General features: G+C 55.0%; 22 protein-coding genes, 6 tRNA genes and 1 other RNA gene. 19 read left to right on the top strand and 10 right to left on the bottom strand.

Annotation, left to right across the window (positions count from 1 at the left end):
* Nucleotides 1-33: 33 nt before the first annotated feature.
* The 4 genes from NB069_RS15770 (at nucleotide 34) to NB069_RS22550 (ending at nucleotide 3,421) form a co-directional block, all read left to right on the top strand.
* Nucleotides 34-378, top strand: a complete 345-nt coding sequence (locus NB069_RS15770) for a hypothetical protein (RefSeq protein ID WP_250585063.1) — start codon at nucleotides 34-36, stop codon at nucleotides 376-378.
* Nucleotides 375-1,820, top strand: a complete 1,446-nt coding sequence (locus tag NB069_RS15775) for a hypothetical protein (RefSeq protein ID WP_250585065.1) — start codon at nucleotides 375-377, stop codon at nucleotides 1,818-1,820. The genes NB069_RS15770 and NB069_RS15775 overlap by 4 nt, the downstream gene beginning before the upstream one ends.
* A 247-nt stretch (nucleotides 1,821-2,067) precedes the next feature.
* Complete coding sequence (lpxP, locus tag NB069_RS15780; RefSeq protein WP_250589527.1) at nucleotides 2,068-2,988, top strand: kdo(2)-lipid IV(A) palmitoleoyltransferase; 921 nt, start codon at nucleotides 2,068-2,070, stop codon at nucleotides 2,986-2,988.
* A gap of 373 nt (nucleotides 2,989-3,361) precedes the next feature.
* Nucleotides 3,362-3,421: a hypothetical protein gene (locus NB069_RS22550; RefSeq protein WP_350223420.1), complete on the top strand. Its 60-nt coding sequence runs from the start codon at nucleotides 3,362-3,364 to the stop codon at nucleotides 3,419-3,421.
* 52 nt (nucleotides 3,422-3,473) lie between these two features.
* On the opposite strand, the gene alaC is transcribed toward NB069_RS22550, so the two are convergent.
* Nucleotides 3,474-4,715 carry an alanine transaminase gene (gene alaC / locus NB069_RS15785; protein ID WP_250585067.1) on the bottom strand — a complete coding sequence of 414 codons (1,242 nt, stop codon included), beginning with the start codon at nucleotides 4,713-4,715 and terminating at the stop codon, nucleotides 3,474-3,476.
* 386 nt (nucleotides 4,716-5,101) lie between these two features.
* Here alaC and NB069_RS15790 point away from each other — a divergent pair, with 386 nt between their 5' ends.
* Nucleotides 5,102-6,799, top strand: coding sequence for a sensor histidine kinase (locus NB069_RS15790; protein WP_250585069.1), 1,698 nt, complete (start codon nucleotides 5,102-5,104; stop codon nucleotides 6,797-6,799).
* 12 nt (nucleotides 6,800-6,811) lie between these two features.
* Nucleotides 6,812-7,549 carry a LytR/AlgR family response regulator transcription factor gene (locus tag NB069_RS15795; protein ID WP_250585071.1) on the top strand — a complete coding sequence of 246 codons (738 nt, stop codon included), beginning with the start codon at nucleotides 6,812-6,814 and terminating at the stop codon, nucleotides 7,547-7,549.
* A 41-nt stretch (nucleotides 7,550-7,590) separates the two neighbouring features.
* On the opposite strand, the gene glk is transcribed toward NB069_RS15795, so the two are convergent.
* Nucleotides 7,591-8,556, bottom strand: coding sequence for a glucokinase (gene glk, locus NB069_RS15800; RefSeq protein WP_250585073.1), 966 nt, complete (start codon nucleotides 8,554-8,556; stop codon nucleotides 7,591-7,593).
* 204 nt (nucleotides 8,557-8,760) lie between these two features.
* On the opposite strand from glk, the gene NB069_RS15805 reads away from it, so the two are divergent.
* Nucleotides 8,761-9,996 carry an ion channel protein gene (locus NB069_RS15805; RefSeq protein ID WP_250585075.1) on the top strand — a complete coding sequence of 412 codons (1,236 nt, stop codon included), beginning with the start codon at nucleotides 8,761-8,763 and terminating at the stop codon, nucleotides 9,994-9,996.
* On the opposite strand, the gene ipdC is transcribed toward NB069_RS15805, so the two are convergent.
* Nucleotides 9,997-11,652: an indolepyruvate decarboxylase gene (gene ipdC, locus NB069_RS15810; RefSeq protein WP_250585077.1), complete on the bottom strand. Its 1,656-nt coding sequence runs from the start codon at nucleotides 11,650-11,652 to the stop codon at nucleotides 9,997-9,999. It lies immediately after the preceding gene.
* 184 nt (nucleotides 11,653-11,836) lie between these two features.
* On the opposite strand from ipdC, the gene mgrA reads away from it, so the two are divergent.
* Nucleotides 11,837-12,835 (top strand): L-glyceraldehyde 3-phosphate reductase, encoded by a 999-nt coding sequence (gene mgrA, locus NB069_RS15815; RefSeq protein WP_250585079.1) that lies wholly within the window; start codon nucleotides 11,837-11,839, stop codon nucleotides 12,833-12,835.
* 126 nt (nucleotides 12,836-12,961) lie between these two features.
* Nucleotides 12,962-13,306: a DUF2502 domain-containing protein gene (locus NB069_RS15820; protein ID WP_250585081.1), complete on the top strand. Its 345-nt coding sequence runs from the start codon at nucleotides 12,962-12,964 to the stop codon at nucleotides 13,304-13,306.
* Between the two features lie 29 nt (nucleotides 13,307-13,335).
* Here NB069_RS15820 and NB069_RS15825 read toward each other — a convergent pair whose 3' ends face one another.
* Nucleotides 13,336-14,577: an Nramp family divalent metal transporter gene (locus NB069_RS15825; RefSeq protein ID WP_250585083.1), complete on the bottom strand. Its 1,242-nt coding sequence runs from the start codon at nucleotides 14,575-14,577 to the stop codon at nucleotides 13,336-13,338.
* A gap of 345 nt (nucleotides 14,578-14,922) precedes the next feature.
* On the opposite strand from NB069_RS15825, the gene NB069_RS15830 reads away from it, so the two are divergent.
* Nucleotides 14,923-16,110, top strand: a complete 1,188-nt coding sequence (locus tag NB069_RS15830) for a NupC/NupG family nucleoside CNT transporter (protein WP_039032602.1) — start codon at nucleotides 14,923-14,925, stop codon at nucleotides 16,108-16,110.
* 53 nt (nucleotides 16,111-16,163) lie between these two features.
* Here the strand turns inward: NB069_RS15830 and NB069_RS15835 are convergent, their stop codons facing one another.
* From NB069_RS15835 to NB069_RS15845, 3 genes are all read right to left on the bottom strand, one after another.
* The gene (locus tag NB069_RS15835; protein ID WP_250585085.1) at nucleotides 16,164-18,347 is read right to left on the bottom strand and encodes an EAL domain-containing protein; all 2,184 of its coding nucleotides are present in this window, start codon (nucleotides 18,345-18,347) and stop codon (nucleotides 16,164-16,166) included.
* A gap of 203 nt (nucleotides 18,348-18,550) precedes the next feature.
* A tRNA-Ala gene (locus NB069_RS15840) sits at nucleotides 18,551-18,626 on the bottom strand.
* A gap of 41 nt (nucleotides 18,627-18,667) precedes the next feature.
* Nucleotides 18,668-18,743 (bottom strand) — tRNA-Ala (locus NB069_RS15845).
* A gap of 220 nt (nucleotides 18,744-18,963) precedes the next feature.
* On the opposite strand from NB069_RS15845, the gene NB069_RS15850 reads away from it, so the two are divergent.
* Both NB069_RS15850 and NB069_RS15855 read left to right on the top strand, forming a co-directional pair.
* Nucleotides 18,964-19,323, top strand: coding sequence for a YfeC-like transcriptional regulator (locus NB069_RS15850; protein ID WP_250585087.1), 360 nt, complete (start codon nucleotides 18,964-18,966; stop codon nucleotides 19,321-19,323).
* Between the two features lies 1 nt (nucleotide 19,324).
* A complete protein-coding gene (locus NB069_RS15855; RefSeq protein ID WP_250585089.1) occupies nucleotides 19,325-19,720 on the top strand; it encodes a YfeC-like transcriptional regulator in 396 nt (131 codons plus the stop codon).
* A gap of 42 nt (nucleotides 19,721-19,762) precedes the next feature.
* On the opposite strand, the gene gltX is transcribed toward NB069_RS15855, so the two are convergent.
* Nucleotides 19,763-21,178: a glutamate--tRNA ligase gene (gene gltX, locus NB069_RS15860; RefSeq protein ID WP_250585091.1), complete on the bottom strand. Its 1,416-nt coding sequence runs from the start codon at nucleotides 21,176-21,178 to the stop codon at nucleotides 19,763-19,765.
* A 257-nt stretch (nucleotides 21,179-21,435) separates the two neighbouring features.
* Between gltX and NB069_RS15865 the strand changes: the two genes are divergently transcribed.
* The 6 genes from NB069_RS15865 to NB069_RS15890 all read left to right on the top strand — a co-directional run bounded on the left by NB069_RS15865 (nucleotide 21,436) and on the right by NB069_RS15890 (nucleotide 22,455).
* Nucleotides 21,436-21,511: transfer RNA gene (locus NB069_RS15865), tRNA-Val, on the top strand.
* A 44-nt stretch (nucleotides 21,512-21,555) separates the two neighbouring features.
* Nucleotides 21,556-21,631, top strand: a tRNA-Val gene (locus NB069_RS15870).
* Between the two features lie 51 nt (nucleotides 21,632-21,682).
* A tRNA-Val gene (locus NB069_RS15875) sits at nucleotides 21,683-21,758 on the top strand.
* A 4-nt stretch (nucleotides 21,759-21,762) separates the two neighbouring features.
* Nucleotides 21,763-21,838: transfer RNA gene (locus NB069_RS15880), tRNA-Lys, on the top strand.
* Between the two features lie 27 nt (nucleotides 21,839-21,865).
* Nucleotides 21,866-21,993: non-coding RNA, RtT sRNA (locus NB069_RS15885), on the top strand.
* Nucleotides 21,994-22,113: 120 nt separating this feature from the next.
* Complete coding sequence (locus NB069_RS15890) at nucleotides 22,114-22,455, top strand: FlxA-like family protein (protein ID WP_250585093.1); 342 nt, start codon at nucleotides 22,114-22,116, stop codon at nucleotides 22,453-22,455.
* On the opposite strand, the gene NB069_RS15895 is transcribed toward NB069_RS15890, so the two are convergent.
* Nucleotides 22,452-23,387 carry a LysR family transcriptional regulator gene (locus tag NB069_RS15895; protein WP_250585095.1) on the bottom strand — a complete coding sequence of 312 codons (936 nt, stop codon included), beginning with the start codon at nucleotides 23,385-23,387 and terminating at the stop codon, nucleotides 22,452-22,454. The two genes, NB069_RS15890 and NB069_RS15895, sit on opposite strands and share 4 nt — an antisense overlap.
* Before the next feature lie 89 nt (nucleotides 23,388-23,476).
* Between NB069_RS15895 and NB069_RS15900 the strand changes: the two genes are divergently transcribed.
* Nucleotides 23,477-24,475 (top strand): bile acid:sodium symporter family protein, encoded by a 999-nt coding sequence (locus NB069_RS15900; RefSeq protein ID WP_250585097.1) that lies wholly within the window; start codon nucleotides 23,477-23,479, stop codon nucleotides 24,473-24,475.
* Here NB069_RS15900 and NB069_RS15905 read toward each other — a convergent pair.
* Nucleotides 24,472-24,687 carry a DUF3820 family protein gene (locus NB069_RS15905; RefSeq protein WP_103180635.1) on the bottom strand — a complete coding sequence of 72 codons (216 nt, stop codon included), beginning with the start codon at nucleotides 24,685-24,687 and terminating at the stop codon, nucleotides 24,472-24,474. The two genes, NB069_RS15900 and NB069_RS15905, sit on opposite strands and share 4 nt — an antisense overlap.
* Between the last annotated feature and the right edge of the window lies 1 nt (nucleotide 24,688).

Raw genomic sequence — 24,688 nt, forward strand, 5'->3', positions numbered from 1 at the left:
CACTCCGCTGTGCGACTGAGTCAGGACATACTGATGAGCGTGCCACTGCAAAAAATGCCCCGCCGTGGGATAGTGTTGTTAGCGCTGCTTCTCTGCGTAAGCGGTTGTGCTCCCCATGACAGTAATCCCAGCCGGGCGCGCGTGGCGCCGAAATATGTTCGCCCTGCGCCAGTCCAGCCCGCGTACAGCGCACCGGAACCCTTCCTCAGCGCGCCAGCAGAGGCTCCCTCCCCCCCGGTGAAAGCCAAAAAACGGCCACCGGTCAAAGCCGCAGAACCCTCCGCTCCCCGGGTGGTGCCGGTGCTGGATAATTCACTGCCAGAGCAAATCTGGCAGCCGGCTGTTACCCGTCAGACCAGCCTGGAGCTTAAATCATGACGGAACGCGCTATCGGGGAACTGGCAAGCCGAACGGAGATTAAGCGCCCGACGCTGCCGCTATGGCAAAACGCGCTGGTTATTCTCCTTACCCTCACCTACCTCATCTGCGAGCTGGCGTTTAACTCGCGCCTGCTCGATCTGGTAGGCAGTCTTTCCTCACCCGATGACATTCACAACATGGAGCGCTACGGTCGTGCCTTAACCGCCATCGCTGCTGCACTGCTGGTATTCCAGCTGGTGCTGGCAGGTAACGCCTGGCTGAGAAAACGCGGCGTTGAATTTCCTGCGCCCTGGACGGCAGGCATGGTGTTTTCGCTGTGCCTGCTCACCGGGGTAGTGACCTGGCAGGCGGTGGAGTGGGTGATTGAACGTCAGGTTGCCCGGAGCACCGGCGAGTTTCGCCAGAAGTCGATGCTGGCCCAGCTCTATCAGCAGTCGTTAATTGACGGACACCAGACCCTGGAAGGCATTCCCATCGATGACGACGGCAGCCAGCGTGACACCTGGACCAGCCCCTCCGGGAAAGCGTTTCTGGCGATGCTGCCGCTGCTGATGAGTTCGGTCAGCCGCTATCACGAGCTGCTTGAGCGAGAGGCCGGGCAGAACCTGCGGGACAGCATCAGCGTTCAGGAGGGCGGTCTGCTCGGCTATTACAAACTCTGGCTGGCCGCACGGGCGGACATTTATAAAGACTATCTCAGCTACAATAGCGCCGCGCAGACAGCAGGGCTTTATAACGGCGTGACGATCCCGGCCCGGCTCGACTGGGAATCGTTTTTCATGCTGGAAGCCGTGCAAAAAATGCTGCGTGAGAAGCTGGTACTCCCTGGAGAAATCCGGGTCAGGCCTGAATACCCGAAAGATGACGCCCTGAAACAGTTTGCGCTGGATCTGCAGGCCCCTCACCTTGATCGCGCCATGCAGCAGCAGCTCCCCCGTTTGCAGGCGGCGCTGGCCAGCTACGGCGCGGGCGGGGCCAATGAAAAACGGGGCGAGGATGCGGCGCGGGCGGTGATTGTTCCCCCCATCGCGCTGATGTTCTCTCTGCTGGGGGCCCTCACCCACCTGGCAAAACTGCTCTATCTGCTGCTTCTGCCCTTAAGTGCCGCCCTGCTGTATATCACCGCCTGGCGTCCCGTTCGCCTGCTCAACCGTCATCCGCTGATCTTCCCGGTGGCGCTGATTGGCCTGCTGCTCTGCCTGTGCAGCGTGATGAATAACAGCATCACCGCCTCTCCGGCCTATCAGTCATTGCGGCATGGGTTGCAGGGGGCGGAGGTGACCATTACCGACGCGCCATCGTCCTTAAGCGGCGGCACGCTGCTGCGGGTGATCCATGCCGTCAGCATCGGGCAAAGTTACAGTTATCCGATGAATCACGCCCTACGCCAAAACGTGCTTTTCAACTTTGATTTTGGATATGAAACAGGTAATGAATAACCTCTTCTTCCGGATAAAAACAAGCATCTGTTTAGGTTATTTTAATGCTGGTTTTTTGAGCAAAAAGTAGTGTTAGCAGTTAAGATATATCAGTGCTACATTACGCCGCCCAACGGCGACAACCATTTTCAGACCATGAGCATGTACGGTGCCCACCGGGAACCTATACGATTAACGCAGGTCATAACAGAAGCACGGCGTAACGCCTGTCTGGCGCTACCTACACACTCTCCATAAAGGTCGTTCTATCTTGTCTCAATGCAAATTCACACTCGCCCTGTTGCATCCTCGTTACTGGTTTACGTGGTTTGGCCTGGGTGTCCTGTGGCTGCTCGTACAGCTGCCCTACCCGGCGCTGCGCTGGCTGGGTGCGACTCTCGGGAGTCTCTCCCGTCGCTTTCTGAAACGCCGGGAGTCTATCGGCCGCAGAAACCTCGAACTCTGTTTTCCGGCGCTCTCCCCCGAAGAGCGTGAACATCTGATCGCTGATAATTTTAAAGGCATCGGCATGGCGTTACTGGAAACGGGAATAGCCTGGTTCTGGCCAGACCAGCGGGTCCGCAAGCTGTTTGATGTTGAAGGCCTGGAAAATTTGCAGCGCGCGCAGGCTAAAAACCGCGGCGTGATGGTGATTGGCGTTCACTTTATGTCGCTGGAGCTGGGCGGCCGGGTGATGGGGTTATGCCAGCCGATGATGGCGACATACCGTCCGCATAACAGCGCCCTCATGGAGTGGGTGCAGACGCGCGGGCGCATGCGTTCCAATAAAGCGATGATCAACCGCAATAACCTGCGCGGTCTGGTCAGCGCCCTGAAAAAAGGGGAACCGGTCTGGTTTGCACCGGATCAGGACTATGGCCGCAATGGCAGCAGCTTTGCCCCCTTCTTTGCGGTGAAAGATGTTGCGACCACTAACGGCACATTCGTGATTCAGCGCCTCTCAAAGGCAACGATGCTTACCGTCACGATGGTCAGAAAAGCCGATAAAAGCGGCTATCGCCTGTTCATCATGCCGGAGATGGAGAACTATCCGCAGGAAGAGGTGGCTGCGGCGGCATACATCAACAAGGTGATCGAGAGCGAGATCATGCGTGCGCCGGAGCAGTATTTATGGGTGCATCGCCGCTTCAAAACCCGTCCGGCAGGTGAGTCTTCTCTCTACCACTAGCCCCTGAAAAAAGGTTAGCTTCTGCATGAAACTAACCTTTTCAATCACCTGTAATCACTCCGGTTTATCGTTAGCAGGCTATGTTGCCGAAGGGCAATTTATTCCACCCCGAAATTAAACTGTCGCCGTTCCACGACACTCGTAAGTGGCGGAAATTATTTAAAAAAATGCCCCTTGTCACTCCTGAAATTTAGGCGTACATTAGCGCCGTCTGGCTACCTGAAAGCACAGAATTCTGAGCTGGAGTCGCTGCCAAAACGGGGATAATTCTCATTTCCGCCCTGGAGTGACTTCACCTCTCTATAATCAGTTGGACTCTGTTTTTAATGCGTATCACGAAATACGCGGAGCGATGAACGTGAAATATTTCTTGATGGGTTTTTCAGTGATTTTGTTCGCCTGGGTCGGCACGTTTGCCCTGATGATGAACTGAGCAAAGAAAATGTAGTCAAAAAAACAGGCGCCTGAGGCGCCTGTTTTTTTGGTTACTGCCCCGCCTGCTCTGGCGTTGTTTTTGTTGCCTGCGGCAGCAGCCCATCGGTGCGGAACATGCTTTTAATGCCCCTTACTGCCTGACGAATGCGGTCGCTGTTCTCAATCAGCGCGAAACGTACGTGCGTATCACCGTAGTCGCCAAAACCAATCCCCGGAGAGACGCACACTTTCGCGTCCTGCAGGAGTTTCTTGGCAAACTCCAGCGATCCCATCCCGGCGTAAGCATCCGGGATCTTCGCCCAGACGTACATCGACGCTTTCGGCATCTCGACCATCCAGCCCGCTTCATGCAGCCCTTTGACCAGCACATCGCGGCGGCGTTTGTACTGGGCGGCAATGTCCTTCACGCACTGCTGATCGCCTTCCAGCGCAGCAATCGCCGCCACCTGCAAGGGGGTAAAGGTGCCGTAGTCGTGGTAGCTTTTGATTCGCGCCAGCGCGTTCACCAGCGTCTTGTTGCCGACCATAAAGCCGATACGCCAGCCCGCCATGTTGTAGCTTTTCGACAGGGTGAAGAACTCCACCGCCACGTCGCGCGCGCCGGGAACCTGCATAATCGACGGTGCTTTCCAGCCGTCATAGACAATATCGGCGTAGGCCAGATCGTGCACCACCAGCACGTCATAACGCTTCGCCAGAGCCACGACCTTCTCAAAGAAATCGAGTTCGACACACTGGGCGGTCGGGTTAGAAGGGAAACCGAGGATCATCATCTTCGGCTTCGGATAGCTTTCGCGAATGGCGCGCTCCAGCTCATTGAAAAAGTCGACGCCTTCAACCAGCGGCACAGAGCGCACCTGCGCACCGGCAATGACCGCGCCGTAAATATGGATCGGGTAGCTGGGGTTCGGTACCAGCACGGTGTCGCCGTGGTCTAGGGTCGCCAGCATCAGATGCGCCAGCCCCTCTTTCGACCCGATGGTGACAATGGCTTCGCTCTCGGGGTCGATCTCAACCTGATAGCGCTCCTGATACCAGCGCGAAATGGCGCGGCGTAAGCGCGGAATGCCTTTGGACGTCGAATAGCCGTGGGTGTCCGGGCGCTGGGCGACGGTACAGAGCTTTTCCACGATATGCGGCGGCGTAGCGCCGTCCGGGTTGCCCATACTGAAATCAATTATGTCTTCGCCGCGCCGACGCGCAGCCATTTTCAGTTCAGCGGTGATGTTAAATACATACGGGGGAAGACGATCGATACGCGAAAAACGGCGTTCAGGACTGGAGTCAGCCATACATTCCTCAGATTACGTTAGCGCCCGGACCGTCCGAGCGACGTCGCCACGAATATGGCGTGATTAGAAAATAACCTGAAAAAATTCATCTTGTCGAGAGGTCAGAAATAAAAAAATAACGTAGCGCTAAAACGGGAACTCTGCTCTGACAAAAACGGGAAGTGATAATGAAAAGCGGCATTTTTGATACTATTTAATTAACATTCTAATATCAGTGCAGTTACGTCTTTTGTATGATTTTTCCCCTTCACAGACCCTCAGGCGACAACTTCATCAATCCCCTTTGATGATTGTGGTTTATCCCCATTTTATAAAACCGGCTGATGACTGGTCATTGAGCGTCAGGTTTTTTATCATGGTTCTTTCCCGTTTTCCCAGGTTTCCCCGTGCACGAAATATTCAATATGCTGCTGGCGGTTTTCGATCGCGCGGCGTTAATGCTGATTTGCCTGTTCTTCCTCATCCGCATCCGCCTGTTCCGCGAGCTGCTGCATAAATCTGCCCATTCGCCGCGGGAGCTGCTGGCGGTTACCGCCATCTTCTCGATGTTTGCCCTCTTCAGTACCTGGTCCGGCGTGCCGGTAGAGGGATCGCTGGTCAACGTGCGGATCATCGCCGTCATGTCCGGCGGGATCCTGTTCGGCCCGTGGGTGGGGATCATCACCGGTGTCATCGCAGGAACCCACCGTTATCTGATTGATATCGGCGGCGTGACGGCGGTTCCTTGCCTGATCACCAGCATCGTTGCCGGCGTGCTGTCGGGAGCGATCAACCGTAAGATCCCGAAAAAGCAGCACTGGAAGGCGGGTATCATCGCAGGCATGCTCTGTGAAACCCTGACCATGATCCTGGTAGTGGCGTGGGCACCGACCATAGCGCTCGGGGTGGATATCGTCTCGAAGATCGGCATCCCGATGATCCTCGGTAGCGTCTGCGTGGGCTTTATCGTGCTGCTGGTGCAGAGCGTGGAAGGTGAAAAAGAGGCCAGCGCTGCGCGGCAGGCCAAGCTGGCGCTGGATATCGCCAATAAGACGCTGCCGCTGTTTCGCGATATTAACGCCGAATCACTGCGCCAGGTGTGCGACATCATCCGCCGCGATATTGACGCCGATGCGGTGGCGATCACCAATATTGACCGGGTGCTGGCCTACGTGGGCGTAGGGGAAGCAAACTACCAGGATAGCGACGATACCGTCAGCCCCACCACCCGCCAGGCGATTAACGGCGGCAAAATCATCATCAAGAATAACGATGAAGCCCACCGCACGCCGGAGATCCACTCCATGCTGGTGATCCCGCTGTGGGAAAAAGGGGTTGTCACCGGCACGCTAAAAATTTACTACTGCCACGCGCACCAGATTACGTCGTCCTTACAGGAGATGGCGGTCGGGCTGTCGCAGATTATCTCCACCCAGCTGGAGGTCTCCCGTGCCGAGCAGTTACGGGAGATGGCAAACAAGGCAGAGCTGCGCGCCCTGCAGAGCAAAATTAATCCCCATTTCCTGTTTAATGCCCTGAACGCTATCTCCTCGTCGATCCGCCTGAATCCGGACACCGCCCGCCAGCTAATTTTCAATCTGTCGCGCTATCTGCGCTACAACATTGAGCTGAAAGACGACGAGCAGATCGACATCAAAAAAGAGCTCTATCAGATCAAGGATTACATCGCCATCGAGCAGGCGCGGTTTGGCGATAAGCTCACCGTCATCTACGACATCGATGAAGAGGTGAACTGCGTGATCCCCAGCCTGCTGATCCAGCCCCTGGTGGAGAATGCCATTGTCCACGGCATTCAGCCGCGCAAGGGTAAAGGCGTGGTCACCATCAGCGTTGCCGAGTGCGGTAACCGCGTGCGGGTGGCGGTGCGCGACACCGGGCACGGGATCGACCCGAAAGTGATTGAGCGGGTAGAATCCAATGAGATGCCCGGCAATAAAATTGGTCTGCTGAATGTCCATCACCGCGTTAAGCTGCTCTATGGTGAAGGGCTGCATATTCGCCGTCTTGAGCCGGGTACCGAGATCGCGTTTTATGTGCCCAATGAACGCTCCGCCGTTCATGCCCAGCCGTTGTTGTTACCTTAGAGGGAGTGACGCATGAAAGTCATCATTGTGGAAGATGAAATACTCGCTCAACAGGAGCTGAGCTGGCTGATTAAAGAACACAGCCAGATGGAGATCGTCGGCACCTTTGAAGATGGCCTGGACGTGCTGAAATTTTTGCAGCACAACCGGGTCGACGCCATTTTTCTCGATATCAATATTCCCTCCCTGGACGGCGTTTTACTGGCGCAAAACATCAGCCAGTTTGCCAGCAAGCCTTTTATCGTCTTTGTCACCGCGTGGAAAGAGCATGCGGTGGAAGCCTTCGAACTGGAAGCGTTCGACTATATTCTGAAGCCTTACCAGGAGTCACGGATCGTCACCATGCTGCAGAAGCTGGAACACGCCTGGCAACAACAGTCCGGCGCGGAGCATGTCGCAGCGTCACCGGTGATGCGTGAAAATGACACCATCAATTTGATCAAGGACGAGCGCATTATCGTGACGCCGATGGACGATATCTATTACGCCGAAGCGCACGAGAAGATGACCTTTGTCTATACCCGCCGTGAGTCGTTCGTCATGCCGATGAACATCACCGAATTTTGCGCCAAACTGCCGACGAGCCACTTCTTCCGCTGCCACCGTTCGTTTTGCGTCAACCTGAACAAGATCCGCGAGATCGAACCCTGGTTTAACAACACCTACATTTTGCGGCTGAAGGATCTGGATTTTCAGGTGCCGGTAAGTCGTAGCAAGGTGAAAGAGTTTCGCCAGCTGATGCACCTGTGAAGGAAATGCCCCGGTGAACGGACGTCACCGGGGACGCGCCATTACAGGACCTGGCCCAGAGTCTGACGCAGATGCGCACCAGAGCCCAGCAGGCCCGGGTTATCATGTACGATCAGGTACACCGGGATATCCCGGACATAATCGCGGAAGCGGCCTTTATCCTCAAACCCGCCGCGGAAACCGGATGATTTAAAGAAGTCGAGGAAGCGCGGTACGATCCCGCCTGCAATATAGACCCCGCCAAAGGTGCCCAGATTCAGCGCCAGGTTGCCGCCAAAACGCCCCATAATGACGCAGAACAGCGACAGCGCGCGACGGCAGTCAGTGCAGGAATCTTCCAGCGCGCGTTCGGTGATGTCTTTCGGCTTCAGGTTTTCCGGCAGACGGCCGTCAGATTTCACGATAGCGCGGTAGAGGTTCACCAGGCCCGGGCCGGAGAGCACGCGCTCTGCCGATACGTGGCCGATCTCCGCGCGCAGCTCTTCGAGGATAATGCCCTCTTCTTCGCTGTTTGGCGCGAAATCGACGTGTCCGCCTTCGCCCGGCAGGCTGATCCAGCGCTTGTCGACGTGAACCAGATGCGACACGCCAAGGCCGGTGCCAGCGCCATAGACGGCAATCGGCTTGCCTTCAACCGGCGCCGTACCGCCAAACTGGATAAGATGCTCCGGCTTTAACATCGGGATCGCCATCGACACCGCGGTAAAGTCGTTGATAATTTCCAGATGCGCAAAACCGAGGTTGGCCTTCATTTCGGCAATAGAGAATGCCCAGGTGTGGTTGGTCATCGCCACCCAGTCACCGGTAATCGGGCAGGCAATGGCGATACAGCCGTCCTCAACGCTGACCTCATGCTCCGTCAGATAGACACGAACCACCGCTTCCAGGCTGGGATAATCCAGCCCGGAATAGGTTTTGGCGCGGGAGATTTCGCCGGTGTTGACGTCACATAACGCCAGACGCGCGTTAGTCCCCCCTACATCACCTACCAAAGCATACTTTGTCATTCTTCTACTGCTCCGCTAAAGTCAAAATAACTGATTGGCACACTCTAAATTCAAGGCCAGATAACAACAACGACCTGAATAAAAGCACCCCAGGATTATCGATCTTCGTCACAGAATAACTTTACCGTTTCAGCACCATTTGCACTATTACCAAAAGGCTGAGAGTGCAAAGTAAAGACAGCCATTTTCTACAAGGAAATCATCATGCTCCATCCGCGAGCCAGAACGATGCTGCTGCTGGCCCCTCCCGCCCTGATTATTGGCGTAGCATCCAGTCTGATTCTGATAATTATCATGAAGGTCGCCTCGGTGCTGCAGGCGGTATTGTGGACGTCGTTGCCCGCCAGTATCGGTCTTAACACGAGTTCTCCCGTGTGGGTTATTTTGATCCTCACCCTGACCGGTATCGCCGTGGGGCTGGTGATCCGCTATAGCCCGGGGCATGCCGGCCCGGACCCGGCCACAGAGCCGCTGATTGGCGCGCCGGTGGAGACCGCCGCCCTGCCAGGATTGATTATCGCCCTGATTATCGGTCTGGCGGGGGGCGTCAGCCTCGGGCCTGAACATCCGGTGATGGCGGTGAACATCGCCCTGGCCGTCGCCGTTGGGGCGCGCGTCTTCCCGCGGGTGAACGCCCTGGACTGGACCATTCTCGCTTCGGCGGGCACCATCGGCGCGCTGTTCGGGACCCCCGTGGCAGCGGCACTGATTTTTTCCCAGACCCTGAGCGGTAATGCGGATATACCGCTCTGGGATCGTCTGTTTGCCCCGCTGCTCGCCGCCGCCGCGGGAGCGCAGACCACCAGCCTGTTTTTCCATCCCCAGTTTTCGCTGCCCATTGCCCACTACAGCCAGATGCAGCTGGTGGATATCTTTAGCGGCGCGATTGTCGCCGCCATCGCTATCGCGCTGGGCATGGTGGCGGTCTGGTGTCTGCCACGCCTGCACCGGCTGATGCATCGCCTGAAGAACCCGGTTCTGATTCTCGGCGTAGGGGGATTTATTCTGGGTATCCTGGGCGCTATCGGGGGCAACATTACGCTGTTTAAAGGGCTGGATGAGATGCAGCAGATGGCCTTTAGTCAGATCTTCAGCGTGTCGGATTATCTGCTCTTTGCCCTGATCAAGCTGGCGGCGCTGGTGGTGGCTTCGGCCTGCGGTTTCCGCGGCGGGCGCATCTTCCCGGCGGTGTTTGTAGGCGTCGCGCTCGGGTTGATGCTGCACGAGCATGTTGAGGCGGTTCCGCTGGCGATCACCATCTCCTGTTCGATTCTGGGGTTAGTGCTGGTTGTCACCCGGGATGCATGGCTGAGCCTGTTTATGGCGGCAGTGGTGGTGCCGGACACCAGCCTGCTGCCGCTGCTCTGTATTGTGATGCTGCCCGCCTGGGTGTTGCTGGCGGGCAGACCCTTGATGATTGCCGGACGTCAGGAGAAATAATCAGGCGCTTTTACGCGCTTCCAGCGCCTGGATAATCCCGCTCAGCAGCGGCGGGACGTCGGCTTTCGGCAGCATGACCTCAATCAACGACAGCCGCTCCGGGTGCCCCACCCTCTCCAGCACCTCTTCCAGCTGCACCGTCTCGCTGACCCGCCAGCACTCGGCCTGACAGTTCAGGCTGAGCGCCTGCGGGATCTGCGTCCATTTCCACAGCGCAATGTCGTTATAGCGCTGATTCGGGCCGTGGATGGCGCGCTCCACCGTATATCCTTCGTTATTGAGGACCACGATCACCGGGCGCTGTTTGTCACGCAGCATGGAGCCCATCTCCTGAATGGTGAGTTGCGCCGCGCCGTCACCGGTAATCGCAATCACGCGACGGTCCGGGCAGGCGGTCTGGGCGCCGTAGGCGGCGGCCAGGGTGTAACCAATCGAGCCCCAGATCGGCTGCACGATAAAGTTCACCTCATCCGGCAGGCGCAGCGCGCCAGCACCAAATGCCGAGGTGCCCTGGTCGGCAAGAATAATGTCGCCGGGGCGAATATAGTTTTGCAGCGTTTTCCAGAAGCTATCCTGGGTCAGCGAGCCGGGATCAACCGCATGCAGCTCTCTTGCCGGGCGGGGCATATGGCTGATGTTAGCGTACTGCTGGCAAAGACTGGATAGCACCTCAATGGCCTGGGCCATCGGGATGCCGGTATACCAGACATCGCCAATGCGCGAGGCGTGCGGCTGCACGTCGATGGTCTGCTGAGGGGTGAGTTTGTGGGTGAAACCGGCGGTGAGCGTATCGGTAAAGCGCGTGCCCACGCAGATTACGGTATCGGCGCCTTCAATGGCCTCGTTGACGCCGGCCGCGCTGGCGGAGCCGCTGTAGGTCCCCGCAAAGCCGGGTTTGCGCTCATCAAAAATGCCTTTCCCCATCAGCATGGTGGCGTGGGCGACGGGCGTCTGGTCCACCCAGCGCTGCAGCTGGTTTTTCAGGCCATAGCGCAGGACCAGGAAGTCGGCCAGCAGCGCGATACGATCGCTCGCGGCCAGCCGTTTTTCTGCTGCCTGACGGAAAGCATCCAGACGGAAGCTGTCGCTTTCATAAATTCGGTCAATAAGAGCGCTCACAGGCGGGCTGGCAGGTTTTTTTGCCACATCAGCTGGCAGCATAATATAGCCAGGGCGGCGCTCCCGGAGCATTTCGGTCAACACCCGGTCAATTTCATAGCAGGCGTTCTGTTCGGTCAGGTGCGCCTGCGCCACGGTGACGGGCTCACTCATCTTAAAGAAGTGACGAAACTCACCGTCACCGAGGGTATGGTGGAGCAACTCCCCTTTTTTCTGCGAGGCGCTGCCTGGCGCCCCCACAATATGCAGAACCGGAACATGTTCGGCGAAACTGCCCGCGATGCCGTTCATGGCACTGAGTTCGCCAACCCCAAACGTCGTCAGCAGCGCGGCAAAACCCTTGCAGCGCGCATATCCATCGGCGGCGTAGGCCGCATTCAGTTCGTTGGCACAACCTACCCAGCCGATATCCGGGCTGGCGATAACGTGATCGAGAAACTGCAGATTGTAGTCGCCCGGCACGCCAAACAGATGATCGGCACCACAATCTGTAAGACGGTCCAGCAGGTAATCGGCGACGGTGTAGGGGGTATGCATGACAGTTATCCTTATAATGTTGACTTCAGTTTGAGTATTGAAGAAGCGTGATAGCTGTCCAGGAATGGCGATAATCTGCCAATGGAAATAATGCTTTACGTATTTTCGCGCGGTAATCTGCTTGCCTGACGTTTAGTGTAAACGTATACACTGAATGACATTCTGACGCAGAGGGGCAAGACTCATGGTTTATCAGGCGGATCAAAACCGTTACCAGTCAATGGTGTATCAACGATGCGGGCAAAGCGGTCTTAAGCTCCCTGCCATCTCCCTTGGGCTGTGGCATAACTTTGGCGATGCCACGCTGATTGAAAACAGCCGTCAACTTTTACATCGTGCCTTTGACGTGGGCATTACGCACTTCGACCTTGCCAATAACTACGGCCCACCACCGGGTTCGGCAGAACGTAATTTCGGGCGAATCTTGCAGGAAGATTTCAGCGCCTGGCGCGATGAGCTGATCATCTCCACCAAGGCGGGCTATACCATGTGGGACGGTCCCTACGGCGACTGGGGTTCGCGTAAGTATTTGATTGCCAGCCTCGACCAGAGCCTGAAACGCATGGGGCTGGAGTATGTCGACATCTTCTATCACCACCGTCCGGACCCGGAAACACCGTTACAGGAGACGATGAAAGCGCTCGACCATATCGTGCGTCAGGGCAAGGCGCTGTACGTTGGACTGTCCAACTACCCCGCCGAACTGGCCCGCCGGGCTACTGAGATCCTCGACGACCTGGGCACACCCTGCCTTATCCATCAGCCGAAATACTCCCTGTTTGAACGTGCGCCGGAGGAGGGATTACTGGACGTGCTTAAGGAGAAAGGGGTGGGCTGCATTGCCTTTTCGCCGCTCGCGGGCGGCCAGCTGACCGACCGTTATCTGAACGGTATCCCGGCAGATTCCCGCGCAGCCAGCGGCAGCCGCTTCCTGAACCCGGACCAGATAACTGAAGAGAAGCTGGCGAAAGTGCGTCAGCTCAACGCGCTGGCTGAACGCCGGAACCAGAAGCTGTCGCAAATGGCGCTGGCGTGGGTACTGGATCAGGAGGCCGTCACCTCGGTCTTAATTGGAGCCAGCAAAACGGCGCAAATTGACGATGCGGTGGGTATGCTGGCGAATCGCCATTTCACGCCTGAAGAACGCCAGGAAATAGAACTGATTCTGAGTAGTACAAATTAAATGCGCTTTTAGCAAAAAGTGCTACGCCTTCTGAATTAGGAGTTAAAGCGATTATCCGGAGCTTTACCGCCCCTTAATATTGCGTTAACAAGCCGATTACGGCTCCGATCGTGAAGGAGAATAACCATGTTCAGGTCCCTGATTCTGGCAGCAGTATTAATGGCTTCAGCCCCGCTGGTCGCTAATGCTGGCGAAATCACCCTGTTGCCATCCATAAAATTACAAATTGGCGATCGCGATAATTACGGTAACTACTGGGACGGCGGCGGCTGGCGTGACCGCGACTACTGGCGTCGTCATTATGAATGGCGTGGCAACCACTGGCACAGACACGATAATGGCTACCATCGTGGCTGGGACAAACGTAACGCCTACGAGCGCGGCTATCGCGCAGGCTGGAGCGATCGTGATGACCATCGCGGTCCTAAAGGTCACGGACGTGGTCATGGCGGACACGGCCATCGTCACTGATACGAAAAAGGCGCCTTACGGCGCCTTTTTTACAACCCTAACGCGGTCCCGATCAGCAGCCACAGGTTCAGGGCCACCACCAGGACCACGATTGCCCACCCGGTCCGTTTCACCGTAACGCTGTTCACCAGATCGCCCATCAACGTCTTGTCGCTGGTAAAGACCAGCAGCGGCACCAGCGCCAGAGCAATACCAAAGCTCAACAGCACCTGGCTCATCACCAGAATGCGCGTCGGGTCCAGCCCCATCAGGATCACGATAAACGACGGCAGCATGGTAATCGAACGGCGCACCCACAGAGGAATGTGGAAGCGAACGAAGCCCTGCATGACCACCTGCCCCGCCAGCGTGCCCACCACGGTGGAGGAGAGACCCGCCGCCACCAGGCTCAGACCAAAAATAGTGGCCGCCGCGTGACTCAGGAGCGGTTCCAGCGTCAGGTACGCCTGATCGAGATCGGCAATACCGGTATGACCGTTAAAATGGAACGCCGCTGCGGCGGTGGCCATCATCGCCAGATTCACAAACCCGGCGATGGTCATGGCGATCGCCACGTCCCATTTTGTCGCAGAGTAGCGCTCATGCCGCGAGCCTTCATGCAGGTTCTGGGTTAGCGACGAGTGCAGATAAATGACGTGCGGCATAATGGTCGCACCCAGCACCCCGGCGGCAAGGAACACCGCTTCGGTGGTGGGAAGGCTCGGGATCGCCATCCCTTTCGCTAACTGGACGACGTCAGGCCGGGAGAAGATCAGCTCAACGATATAAGCCGCCGCCACGAACAGCAGCAGGCCGCCAATCACCTTCTCCAGCGGCTTTTGCCCGCGTCGTTGCAGCATCAGGATCAGGAAGGTGGCAATACCGGTTAATACTGCCCCCTGTAATAGCGATACGCCGAGGATCAGCTTAAAGCCGATGGCCGCACCGATAAACTCCGCAAGATCGGTCGCCATGGCAATGATTTCGGCCTGCACCCAGTAAAACCAGACCAGCGGACGCGGGTAGTGGTCGCGGATCTGCTCCGCGAGGTTTTTCCCGGTGGCGATACCCAGTTTTGCCGACAGCACCTGAATCATCATCGCCATCAGGTTGGCCCACACGACCACCCACAGCAGTTTGTAGCCAAAGCTGGCCCCGGCCTGGATATTGGTCGCAAAGTTACCGGGATCGATGTAGCCAATGGCGGCAATAAACGCAGGTCCCATTAATGCGAACCGCATTTTGCGTGCCGCCCTGCCCCTGCTACTCTCATCAACGCGACTATTGCTCATTTTTGCCTCAGGAATATAGCCTTTGCTATGTTTAATGCTATCAAAATGCGAATGATTATCAAGTTCATTTAAATGGGTTAGAGTGATTGCACTGATAGCGAAGAACGATAAGCAGGCTGAGTCGTGGATATGTTGACGGGCGAAAATGCACGCAACCTTTGTGAAGCGTAGCACACAAACTTAACTTTTAATTCATTTACACAACATAACGAAAATGTATCGTATGTCACTATTTTTGAGACTCGTCACAGGACTCAACGATAGTGTGGCTTTGATCTCGTTTTCTTTACGCTTGTTTCATAGAATGTGCAGCGAAATTAAACCTGCCTCATATTTGGAGCAAATATGGACCGCGTCCTACATTTTGTCCTGGCACTTGTTGTCGTTGCCGTGCTTGCGCTGCTGGTCAGCAGCGATCGCAAAAAGATCCGCATTCGCTATGTTGTTCAGTTACTCGTTATTGAAGTATTGCTCGCCTGGTTCTTCCTGAACTCAGACGTGGGGCTGGGCTTTGTGAAAGGCTTCTCCGAGATGTTCGAAAAACTCCTCGGATTCGCTAATGAAGGGACCAACTTCGTGTTCGGTAAAATGAACGACGAAGGTCTGGCGTTCTTCTTCCTGAAAGTGCTGTGCCCGATTGTCTTTATCTCTGCCCTGATCGGTATCCTGCAGCACATTCGCATCCTGCCGATTGTTATCCGCGCTATTGGTACCGTGCTGTCTAAAGTGAACGGCATGGGTAAACTGGAATCTTTCAACGCCGTAAGTTCCCTGATCCTCGGTCAGTCTGAGAACTTCATCGCCTATAAAGATATCCTCGGCAAAATGTCCCGTAACCGCATGTACACCATGGCGGCCACGGCAATGTCTACCGTTTCCATGTCTATCGTGGGCGCGTATATGACCATGCTGGAGCCAAAATACGTGGTTGCTGCGCTGGTTCTGAACATGTTCAGCACCTTTATCGTTCTTTCGCTGATCAACCCGTACCGCGTGGATGAGAGTGAAGAGAACCTGCAGATGGCTAACCTGCATGAAGGCCAGAGCTTCTTTGAAATGCTGGGTGAATACATCCTGGCAGGCTTCAAAGTTGCGGTTATCGTTGCGGCGATGCTGATCGGCTTTATCGCGCTGATCTCCGCCCTGAACGCCCTGTTTGCTGCGGTGCTGGGTATCTCCTTCCAGGGCATTCTGGGTTACATCTTCTACCCGGTAGCCTGGGTGATGGGTGTTCCGGCAAGCGAAGCGCTGCAGGTGGGCAGTATTATGGCGACCAAACTGGTTTCTAACGAATTCGTCGCAATGATGGATCTGCAGAAAATCGCCGGTTCCCTCTCCCCGCGTGCTGAAGGCATCCTCTCCGTCTTCCTGGTCTCTTTCGCTAACTTCTCTTCCATCGGTATCATCGCCGGTGCGATTAAAGGTCTGAACGAAGAGCAGGGTAACGTGGTTTCCCGCTTCGGCCTGAAACTGGTTTACGGTTCTACGCTGGTCAGCGTCCTGTCTGCGTCTATCGCCGCACTGGTCCTGTAATCAGCATAAAAAAACCGGGGATGATACGTCCCCGGTTTTTTTTCGCCTGCCATTCACTGAAGCGGTTGCGGTTTGCCGATCAGATATCCCTGCAGATAATCTACCCCTGAGGCGAGCAACTTTTCGCGCTGCTCCTCGGTTTCGACAAATTCCGCTACCACGCACAGCGAGCGGGTCTTCGCCAGATTACAGATTGATTTCACAATCATCGCATCCATGCTGTCGCTGCAGATATCCTTCACGAAGCAGCCATCGATTTTAATGATGTCCGCCTGCAGGCGCTTGAGCCGCTCGTAATTGGCGTAGCCGGTACCGAAATCGTCGATGGCGATTTTAAAGCCGTACTGACGCAGTTGCTGAATATTGGCAATACTGACTTCCGAATTGGAGAAAGCCTGCTCTTCGGTCACCTCGATAATGACCGACTGCGGCTTCACCCCGTGGCGTTCAAACAGGGCAATGATCTCTGCCGCCACCTCTTTTTGCATCAGCGTCAGCGGCATCAGATTGACGGAGAAGCGCGCGCAACACTCGTCCGAGGGATGATCCCGCAGCCAGACCAGCAGCGCTTCAACCACGCTGATATCGAAGCGGCGGCTCAGGTTAAACTGCGCCACCAGCGGCAGAAACTTATCGGGCGTAAGGAGCTCACCCTCGCTTTCCAGACGCGACAGAATTTCGTGATAACCCACGCCATCGGCTCTCTGGATGGGCTGTGCATACAGCCGTAATCCCCCCTCATCCAGCGCCCGCTTAATGCGGCTCAGCATCAGCACACGATCCGTCGTCTGCCCTGAAACCGTCTCAAGGCTGTTATTCAACGACAGAACCTGATTCGCCGAGCAGGCTTTCTCCGCCAGCCAGCTAAGCTGGCCGAGCGTGTGATACAGACTCTCTCCGCCCTTAGACTCCACGCCACCCCAGGCGCCGCCAAATTCAATATCCAGACCGATATTGTTCCAGTAAATTTTACGGCTGTTCATGTAATCAATGATGTGCTGTAAGCGCGCCCCGGTTTCCGGGCCGCTGAGCACCACCACCAGCTCGTTACCCGGGATCTGGAAAATCTGCTCGTTGGCCATCAGCAACGGCTGCAGCTGACGAATGATGGCCCGTTTGCACTGCACGCGCATCATCAGGCCGTAATGACGGCTCAGAAACTCCAGATTATCCATCCGTAAACAGCACAGAGTGACCTCCCTGTTGTCCTTCAGGAAACACTCCAGCGCGCGCAGGTTACGCAGCCCCGTGAGTGGATCGACCAATGCCCTCTCCTGCCAGCCGCGTTTAAGCCATTCGCTGCGCTGAAAAATACGTGACATGTAAACCAGACAAATCGCGAAGGAGATCAGCACCGACAGCACGAACGCCAGTGAGTAGCCGTTTTGCACGCCCTGCAAAAAATTGCTGTTGTAAGTCAGCAGCAGCAAGGTGCTCAGCGCCCAGCCCAGCGAAATAAAGGGATAGCGGAACCGGCTCACGCCCAGGGTGAACAGAATGAATATTACCGGAACCAGGTAGCCCGCGATAATATCGGAGGTAAAAGGCGTACAGAGCAGAAGCAGGAAAGCAGCCAGTAATAGAAGTAGTATGGATGTAAATATTTGGTTGCGAATTGAAAAAGGATTATTAATATTTCGCCGCCATAGCGCGCGTGCGTAGTTTGGATTAATAATCATTCTTAAAGGATAATAGAAGAGCGTGGTAAAAATCAGAACGGCACAAATCAGGCTCTGAACATCGACGATATGATATATGACGGAGCCTCTGTCTGAGAAATTAGCAAGGGTAACAGGGAAATCACAGAAATAACCGGCGAGGAACATTGAGAGTTTTATTGCCAGGGGCAAGGCAAATCCTAACCAGAAAATGCGCGCCCCGATAAAGCGGCTGGGTAGCTGATAGCGCCAGCGCGAGCCAAGCTGCCAGCGCAGAAGCCCGCAGACCACTAGCGTACTAAACACCTGACAGAACAACAAAATAACATCCTGTTTCGGCGATAACTGCAGGTTCCATTGGTTGATTATGGCGAAACTGATAATGACAGGAATGACGGCCTGGCGACCAAATAATAATATTATCGCCAGCATGACGCTCAACGGCATCCATGCCAGATAAACTTCAAAACCATCGATAACTGATTTCGGTGAAATAAGGCGGGAGAAAGGCACAACGACGAGGCATAACGCCAGGGCGAGCGAAAAGCTCTTTAAGTTAATATTAATTTTAATATTCATTAATTTTGTTAAACTATTTACCTGGCGATATTAATTTCAAATCAATATTATTTCCTTTAAAAATGCAATTCAAGTTACAGGCCAGGAAATAGCATTTCCTGACTAAGAATTTACCTAAACATGATTTATGTACAGGAAAAAAGAGATAAAGGCGTTTGTACGGGCATAAAAAAACCCCCGCCATTCGGCGAGGGTTTAAATTTTGGTGGAGCTAAGCGGGATCGAACCGCTGACCTCTTGCATGCCATGCAAGCGCTCTCCCAGCTGAGCTATAGCCCCACAGTTTTCTTTACGCACCAGACTCTGTTGGGTTCAAAGTTTGGTGGAGCTAAGCGGGATCGAACCGCTGACCTCTTGCATGCCATGCAAGCGCTCTCCCAGCTGAGCTATAGCCCCATCGCGTAAAGCGTGTCGTGTTGACGGGCGGCATAATATGAATTCCATTGCGGAGTGTCAACGGCAAATTCTCACACTGTGGTTCAATCGCTGAAAATTCATGCAAATGAATCACATTGCGAGAGTACTCGCAGTCATGAGTTAATCTTGTCACGTTTTCCAGTAAAACGGTGTTATAAAATGACCCACTAATTAACCACACTCTTACTCAGGAAATTGCATGATCAAGGAACGAATGACGCCGGAAGAGTTGGCCCGACTCACTGGCTATAGCCGACAGACCATCAATAAATGGGTGCGGAAAGAGGGTTGGTCCACATCGCCAAAACCTGGCGTCCAGGGTGGCAAAGCGCGCCTGGTGCATGTGAATGAGAAAGTTCGGGAGTTTATTCGCAATGCGCGCAAAGCCCCGGATGGGGTGCCTTCACCTGATGTTTACCCCGATAACTCACTACAGGCCCTGCTGATTACGCTGGCCAACGAAATGACACCCACGGAACAGAAACAACTGACCTCTTTATTACTCCGGGAAGGGATTACCGGATTGTTGCAACGCTTAGGGATCCGCGATCAAAAATAATATGAAAAGATTACGTAGCAAAATGACCACCGAAGAGCTGTCAGATACGCTGGGGGTCGCCAGGCAAACTGTTAACCGCTGGGTGCGCAAGAATAACTGGAAAACGGAAGGCATTAATGGCGTTAAAGGTGGGCGAGCGCGCCTTATTCATATTGATGCGCAGGTGCGCGATCACATCATGAATATTCCCGCCATTCGTAAACGCCAGGCGAGCTACCAGCTGGCAGAAACCGCGGCCAGCTATGGTGATGTCAAGCCCGTTGCCGTGCTGCCAGGGATTATCAACGCGCTGGAGAATATGACCTTAGCGGAACAGCAACGGCTTGAAACGCTGCTTACGCGGGAGGGGGTACAGGGTTTTCTGGTGCGGCTGAACATTCATCAGCCAGAGGGATAAAAAAACGGCAGGGAAACCTGCCGTTTTGATTTTACTTTCTGATCACTGCTGGCTTTCGCGCTCAGCAATAAAATCGAGCGCTCTGTTAATACGCGCTACGCTGCGGGTTTTGCCAATCGCGTGGACGGTAACGTCCAGCGCCGGGGACTGACCGGCACCGGTAACGGCTACACGCAGCGGCATGCCGACTTTACCCATCCCGACTTCCAGCTCGTCTGCGGTCGCCTGAATGGCGTTATGCACGTTCTCAGCGCTCCAGTCGGTAATAGCAGCCAGCTTATCGCGAACCACTTCCAGCGGCTGACGCGCAACCGGACGCAGGTGCTTCTTCGCCGCGTCGGCGTCAAACTCGTCGTATTCTTCATAGAAGTAACGGCAGTTTTCAGCGATCTCTTTCAGCGTCTTGCAACGTTCGCCCAACAGTTTGATCAGATCGGCCAGCTGTGGACCGTTGCGGGTATCGATGTTCGCCTGCTCAATATGCCACTGCAGCTGGGTCGCAACGTACTCTGGCGGCAGAGCGTTAATATAGTGATGGTTCAGCCACAGCAGTTTATCGGTGTTGAACGCACTGGCAGACTTACCTACCGCACTCAGGGTGAAGAGCTGGATCATCTCTTCGCGGCTGAAGATCTCCTGATCGCCGTGGGACCATCCCAGACGCACCAGATAGTTCAGCAGCGCTTCCGGCAGGTAGCCATCATCGCGATACTGCATGACGCTGACGGCGCCGTGGCGTTTGGACAGTTTTTTACCGTCGTCACCGTTAATCATCGAGACGTGCGCGTAAACCGGTACCGGAGCATTCAGCGCTTTAAGGATGTTGATCTGGCGTGGGGTGTTGTTGATATGGTCTTCGCCACGCACCACGTGGGTGATCGCCATATCCCAGTCATCAACCACAACACAGAAGTTATAGGTTGGTGAACCGTCGGTACGGCGGATAATGAGATCGTCCAGCTCCTGGTTGCTGAATTCGATTGGGCCACGGATCTGATCGTCAAAAATGACCGAGCCTTCCTGCGGGTTAGCGAAACGCACAACGCAGGGTTCATCTTCCGCGTGGTGTGAATGATCGTGGCGGCAGCGACCGTCGTAACGAGGCTTTTCGTTATTCGCCATCTGCTCTTCACGCAGCGCTTCCAGACGCTCTTTCGAGCAGTAGCACTTATAGGCAGTACCCGCTTCCAGCATGTCATCAATGACAGCGTTGTAGCGATCAAAACGTTTGGTCTGGAAATAAGGGCCTTCGTCCCACTCCAGATTAAGCCAGTTCATACCATCCATAATGGCTTCGATTGCTTCCGGCGTGGAGCGTTCGAGATCGGTATCTTCGATACGCAGCACAAACTCACCGCCCTGGTTGCGAGCAAACAGCCAGGAATAGAGAGCAGTACGCGCACCGCCGACGTGCAGGTAACCTGTCGGGCTTGGCGCGAAGCGAGTTTTGATTTTCATGAAGTGGCCTTACAGTGATAAAGATGCCGACAACCGGCATATCCTGGAAACTAAAGTGGGCAATATTCTATCACTCCAGCCTGATTCCTCAATCTTGTTGCTGTCAGATCGTTCTTTGTAGCCGTTTTTGTTTAGAAATCATGCATCACAGGTGGTTTTGCGATCGTTTTGTTTAATTTTACGACGAACGAACAAAATCTTTAGAAAAGGCGTTGACTCATTTTCAACTCTCCCTATAATGCGACTCCACACAGCGGGGGTGATTAGCTCAGCTGGGAGAGCACCTCCCTTACAAGGAGGGGGTCGGCGGTTCGAACCCGTCATCACCCACCAACTACTTTATGTAGTCTCCGCCGTGTAGCAAGAAATTGAGAAGTGGGTGATTAGCTCAGCTGGGAGAGCACCTCCCTTACAAGGAGGGGGTCGGCGGTTCGATCCCGTCATCACCCACCACTTTCTCGCCAGCTGGATTTCTTGCAGTAGTAGTAAATGAAGTACCGAAGTGGGTGATTAGCTCAGCTGGGAGAGCACCTCCCTTACAAGGAGGGGGTCGGCGGTTCGATCCCGTCATCACCCACCACTTCGGGTCGTTAGCTCAGTTGGTAGAGCAGTTGACTTTTAATCAATTGGTCGCAGGTTCGAATCCTGCACGACCCACCAATGTAAAAAGGCGCCCTAAAGGCGCCTTTTTGCTATCTGCGATCCAGACGATTCGAACCTGCAGCAGGTTCGGGCCGAACGCAGTGAGGCAACGGAGCCGCTGGCGGCGACGGCCCGAAGGGCGAGCGAAGCGAGTCATCCTGCACGACCCACCAATGTAAAAAAGCGCCCTAAAGGCGCTTTTTTGCTATCTGCGATTCCTGGCCGTTCAGTTAGCTTTTCTCAAGTCTTTCAATTTTCTGCCGATACCTCTTCTTTAGGCAGAGGAAATCAGCATGACAACCATTCAGGCATCCACACCCTCGATACAAACCAAAAGTAGCGGCAGCAGTGGCTCCACCGGTAGCGACATTGCGTCGCAAATTAGCCGCCTCACCTCACAAATTAATAAACTCACCAATCAGTTGAAAGATGTTGCCAACGGCAGCGGCTCGGCGGAAGAGAAAAAAAAGCAGCAGGAGCTGCTGCAGAACCAAATCAAAATGTTGCAGGCACAGCTTCAGCAGCTGCAGCGCCGCCAGGCGGAAGAAGCCCAGCAGAAGCAGGACAAACAGCAGGGTAAAGTGGAAGGCGTTAACTCCCCTTCCCCTGAGCATCAGATTGATATCTACGTTTAATTTTCTTCCGGGCTAAAAAGCGGATCGCGTATGCGGGCCTGCGTCAACTGCTGCGCCTGCATACGTACCACTTCCCATAGCGCCTGAGCCGCACCCGAAAGCGAACGATTTTTACGGCGAACCAGCATCAGCTTACGCTCAATGATCGGGGTGAAACGTTTTACCGTCAGACGGCTCCCCTGCGGCAACGGGAGCGCCAGCGCTGGCAGCACGCTGATCCCAATCCCGGCTTCGACCATTGGAAAGAGCGTAGCGGGATGACCTATCTCCTGCACAATTGTCGCTTTTACCTGCTGCTCTGCCAGAGCCGCATCAATGAGTGGCCGGCTGCCAGAAGCGTAGTCCTGCAACACCAGTCTGGCCCCCTGAAGCGATTGCCAGGTGACCTTTTCTTCGGCGGCAAGGGGATCATCGTCACGACACAGCAACAGGAAGGGCTCGGAGAGCACCTCTTCACACTCCAGATCGCTCACTGGCCCCGGATCGATCACAATGCCGAAATCCACTTCACCCAGGCGAATACTCTCCAGAACCCACTGCTGCGGTCGGTCATGGAGCACAAAATCAATATCCGGATACTGGTGATTACTTTGCGCGATACAGTGCGGTATTAAATGCGCCGAAATGGTCTGGCTGGCGGCTACCCTTACTGTTCCGGAGAGCTGCTGCCCTACCCTGCCTGCATCCCGTAGCGTGCTGTTAAGTTCATCCAGTAGTCTTTCAAGACGCGCGGCCAGCTGCTGGCCGGCTTCCGTCAACACCACCTCACGGGTGGTGCGGTCGATGAGCCGCACGCCGGTCTGTAGCTCCAGCTCTTTCACGCTATGGCTTACCGCCGACTGGCTCAGGCCAATTATCCCCCCCGCGCGGCTGAAACTTTTGGCCTGTGCGACGGTGACAAATATACGAAGTTGCCGAAGAGAGTAATTCATCTGTTTTACTCATGAATTGATGCAATAAATCAATTTTATTTCTCAAAAGGATAAAAGCACAATAGCGCTATCTGCTTTCAGGAGTGTTTATGAAACTTTTGCGCATTCTCGATCCGTTCACCCTCATTCTTATCGTCGTGGTTCTGCTCGCCTCCTTCTTCCCTGCTCGCGGCGGCTTTGTGCCCTTCTTTGAAGGTTTAACCACCGCCGCCATTGCGCTGCTGTTCTTTATGCATGGGGCAAAACTCTCCCGTGAGGCGATTATCGCTGGCGGCAGCCACTGGCGGCTGCACCTGTGGGTGATGTGCAGTACCTTCGTTGTCTTTCCCGTTTTAGGTGTGCTATTTGCCTGGTGGGCGCCAGTCAACGTCGACCCGTCGATTTATACCGGTTTCCTGTACCTCTGTATTTTGCCAGCCACGGTGCAGTCGGCCATCGCCTTTACCTCCATGGCGGGCGGGAACGTGGCAGCAGCCGTCTGTTCGGCATCGGCCTCCAGCCTGCTGGGCATTTTCCTCTCGCCGCTGCTGGTCGGGCTGGTGATGGATATGCACGGGGCGGAAGGCAGCCTGGAACAGGTGGGCAAAATTATGCTGCAACTGCTACTGCCGTTTGTGCTCGGGCACCTTTCCCGTCCCTGGACAGGGGCATTTGTGGCGAAACATAAGAAGTGGATCGCAAAAACCGATCAGTCATCAATTCTGCTGGTGGTCTATTCTGCGTTCAGCGAAGCCGTAGTGAATGGTATCTGGCATAAGGTTGGGGTGGGGTCACTGCTGTTTATCGTGGTAGTCAGCCTGGTACTGCTGGCGATTATCATTGCTATCAACGTCTTTGCTGCCCGCCGCTTCGGGTTTAACAAAGCTGACGAAATCACCATTGTCTTCTGCGGGTCGAAAAAGAGCCTGGCTAACGGCATCCCAATGGCCAACATTCTGTTTCCAACCTCGATAGTGGGGATGATGGTGCTGCCGCTGATGATCTTCCACCAGCTGCAGCTGATGGTTTGCGCGGTGCTGGCGCGTCGCTACCGGCGCCAGACCGATGAACTGCAGGCCCAGGAGCAGGCCCGCACTGCAAAAGTTTAAGGACGTCTCAGGGGCTGAACCAGCTGGGTCAGCCCTTCGGTTTTAATCAGTAACGTTAACGCCATCAGCTCACCCAGATGCCCGGCAGGAAATTCATCCTTACGGGCAAACCACAGCAAATACTCCTCCGGCAGGTCAATCAGCCGACGGCCTTTGTACTTGCCGAACGGCATTTCGGTGTTGGCGATCTCGATAAGCTGCGCTTTATCCACG

Source organism: Leclercia adecarboxylata, assembly GCF_023639785.1.
GTDB classification, from domain to species: Bacteria; Pseudomonadota; Gammaproteobacteria; order Enterobacterales; family Enterobacteriaceae; genus Enterobacter; species Enterobacter adecarboxylatus_D.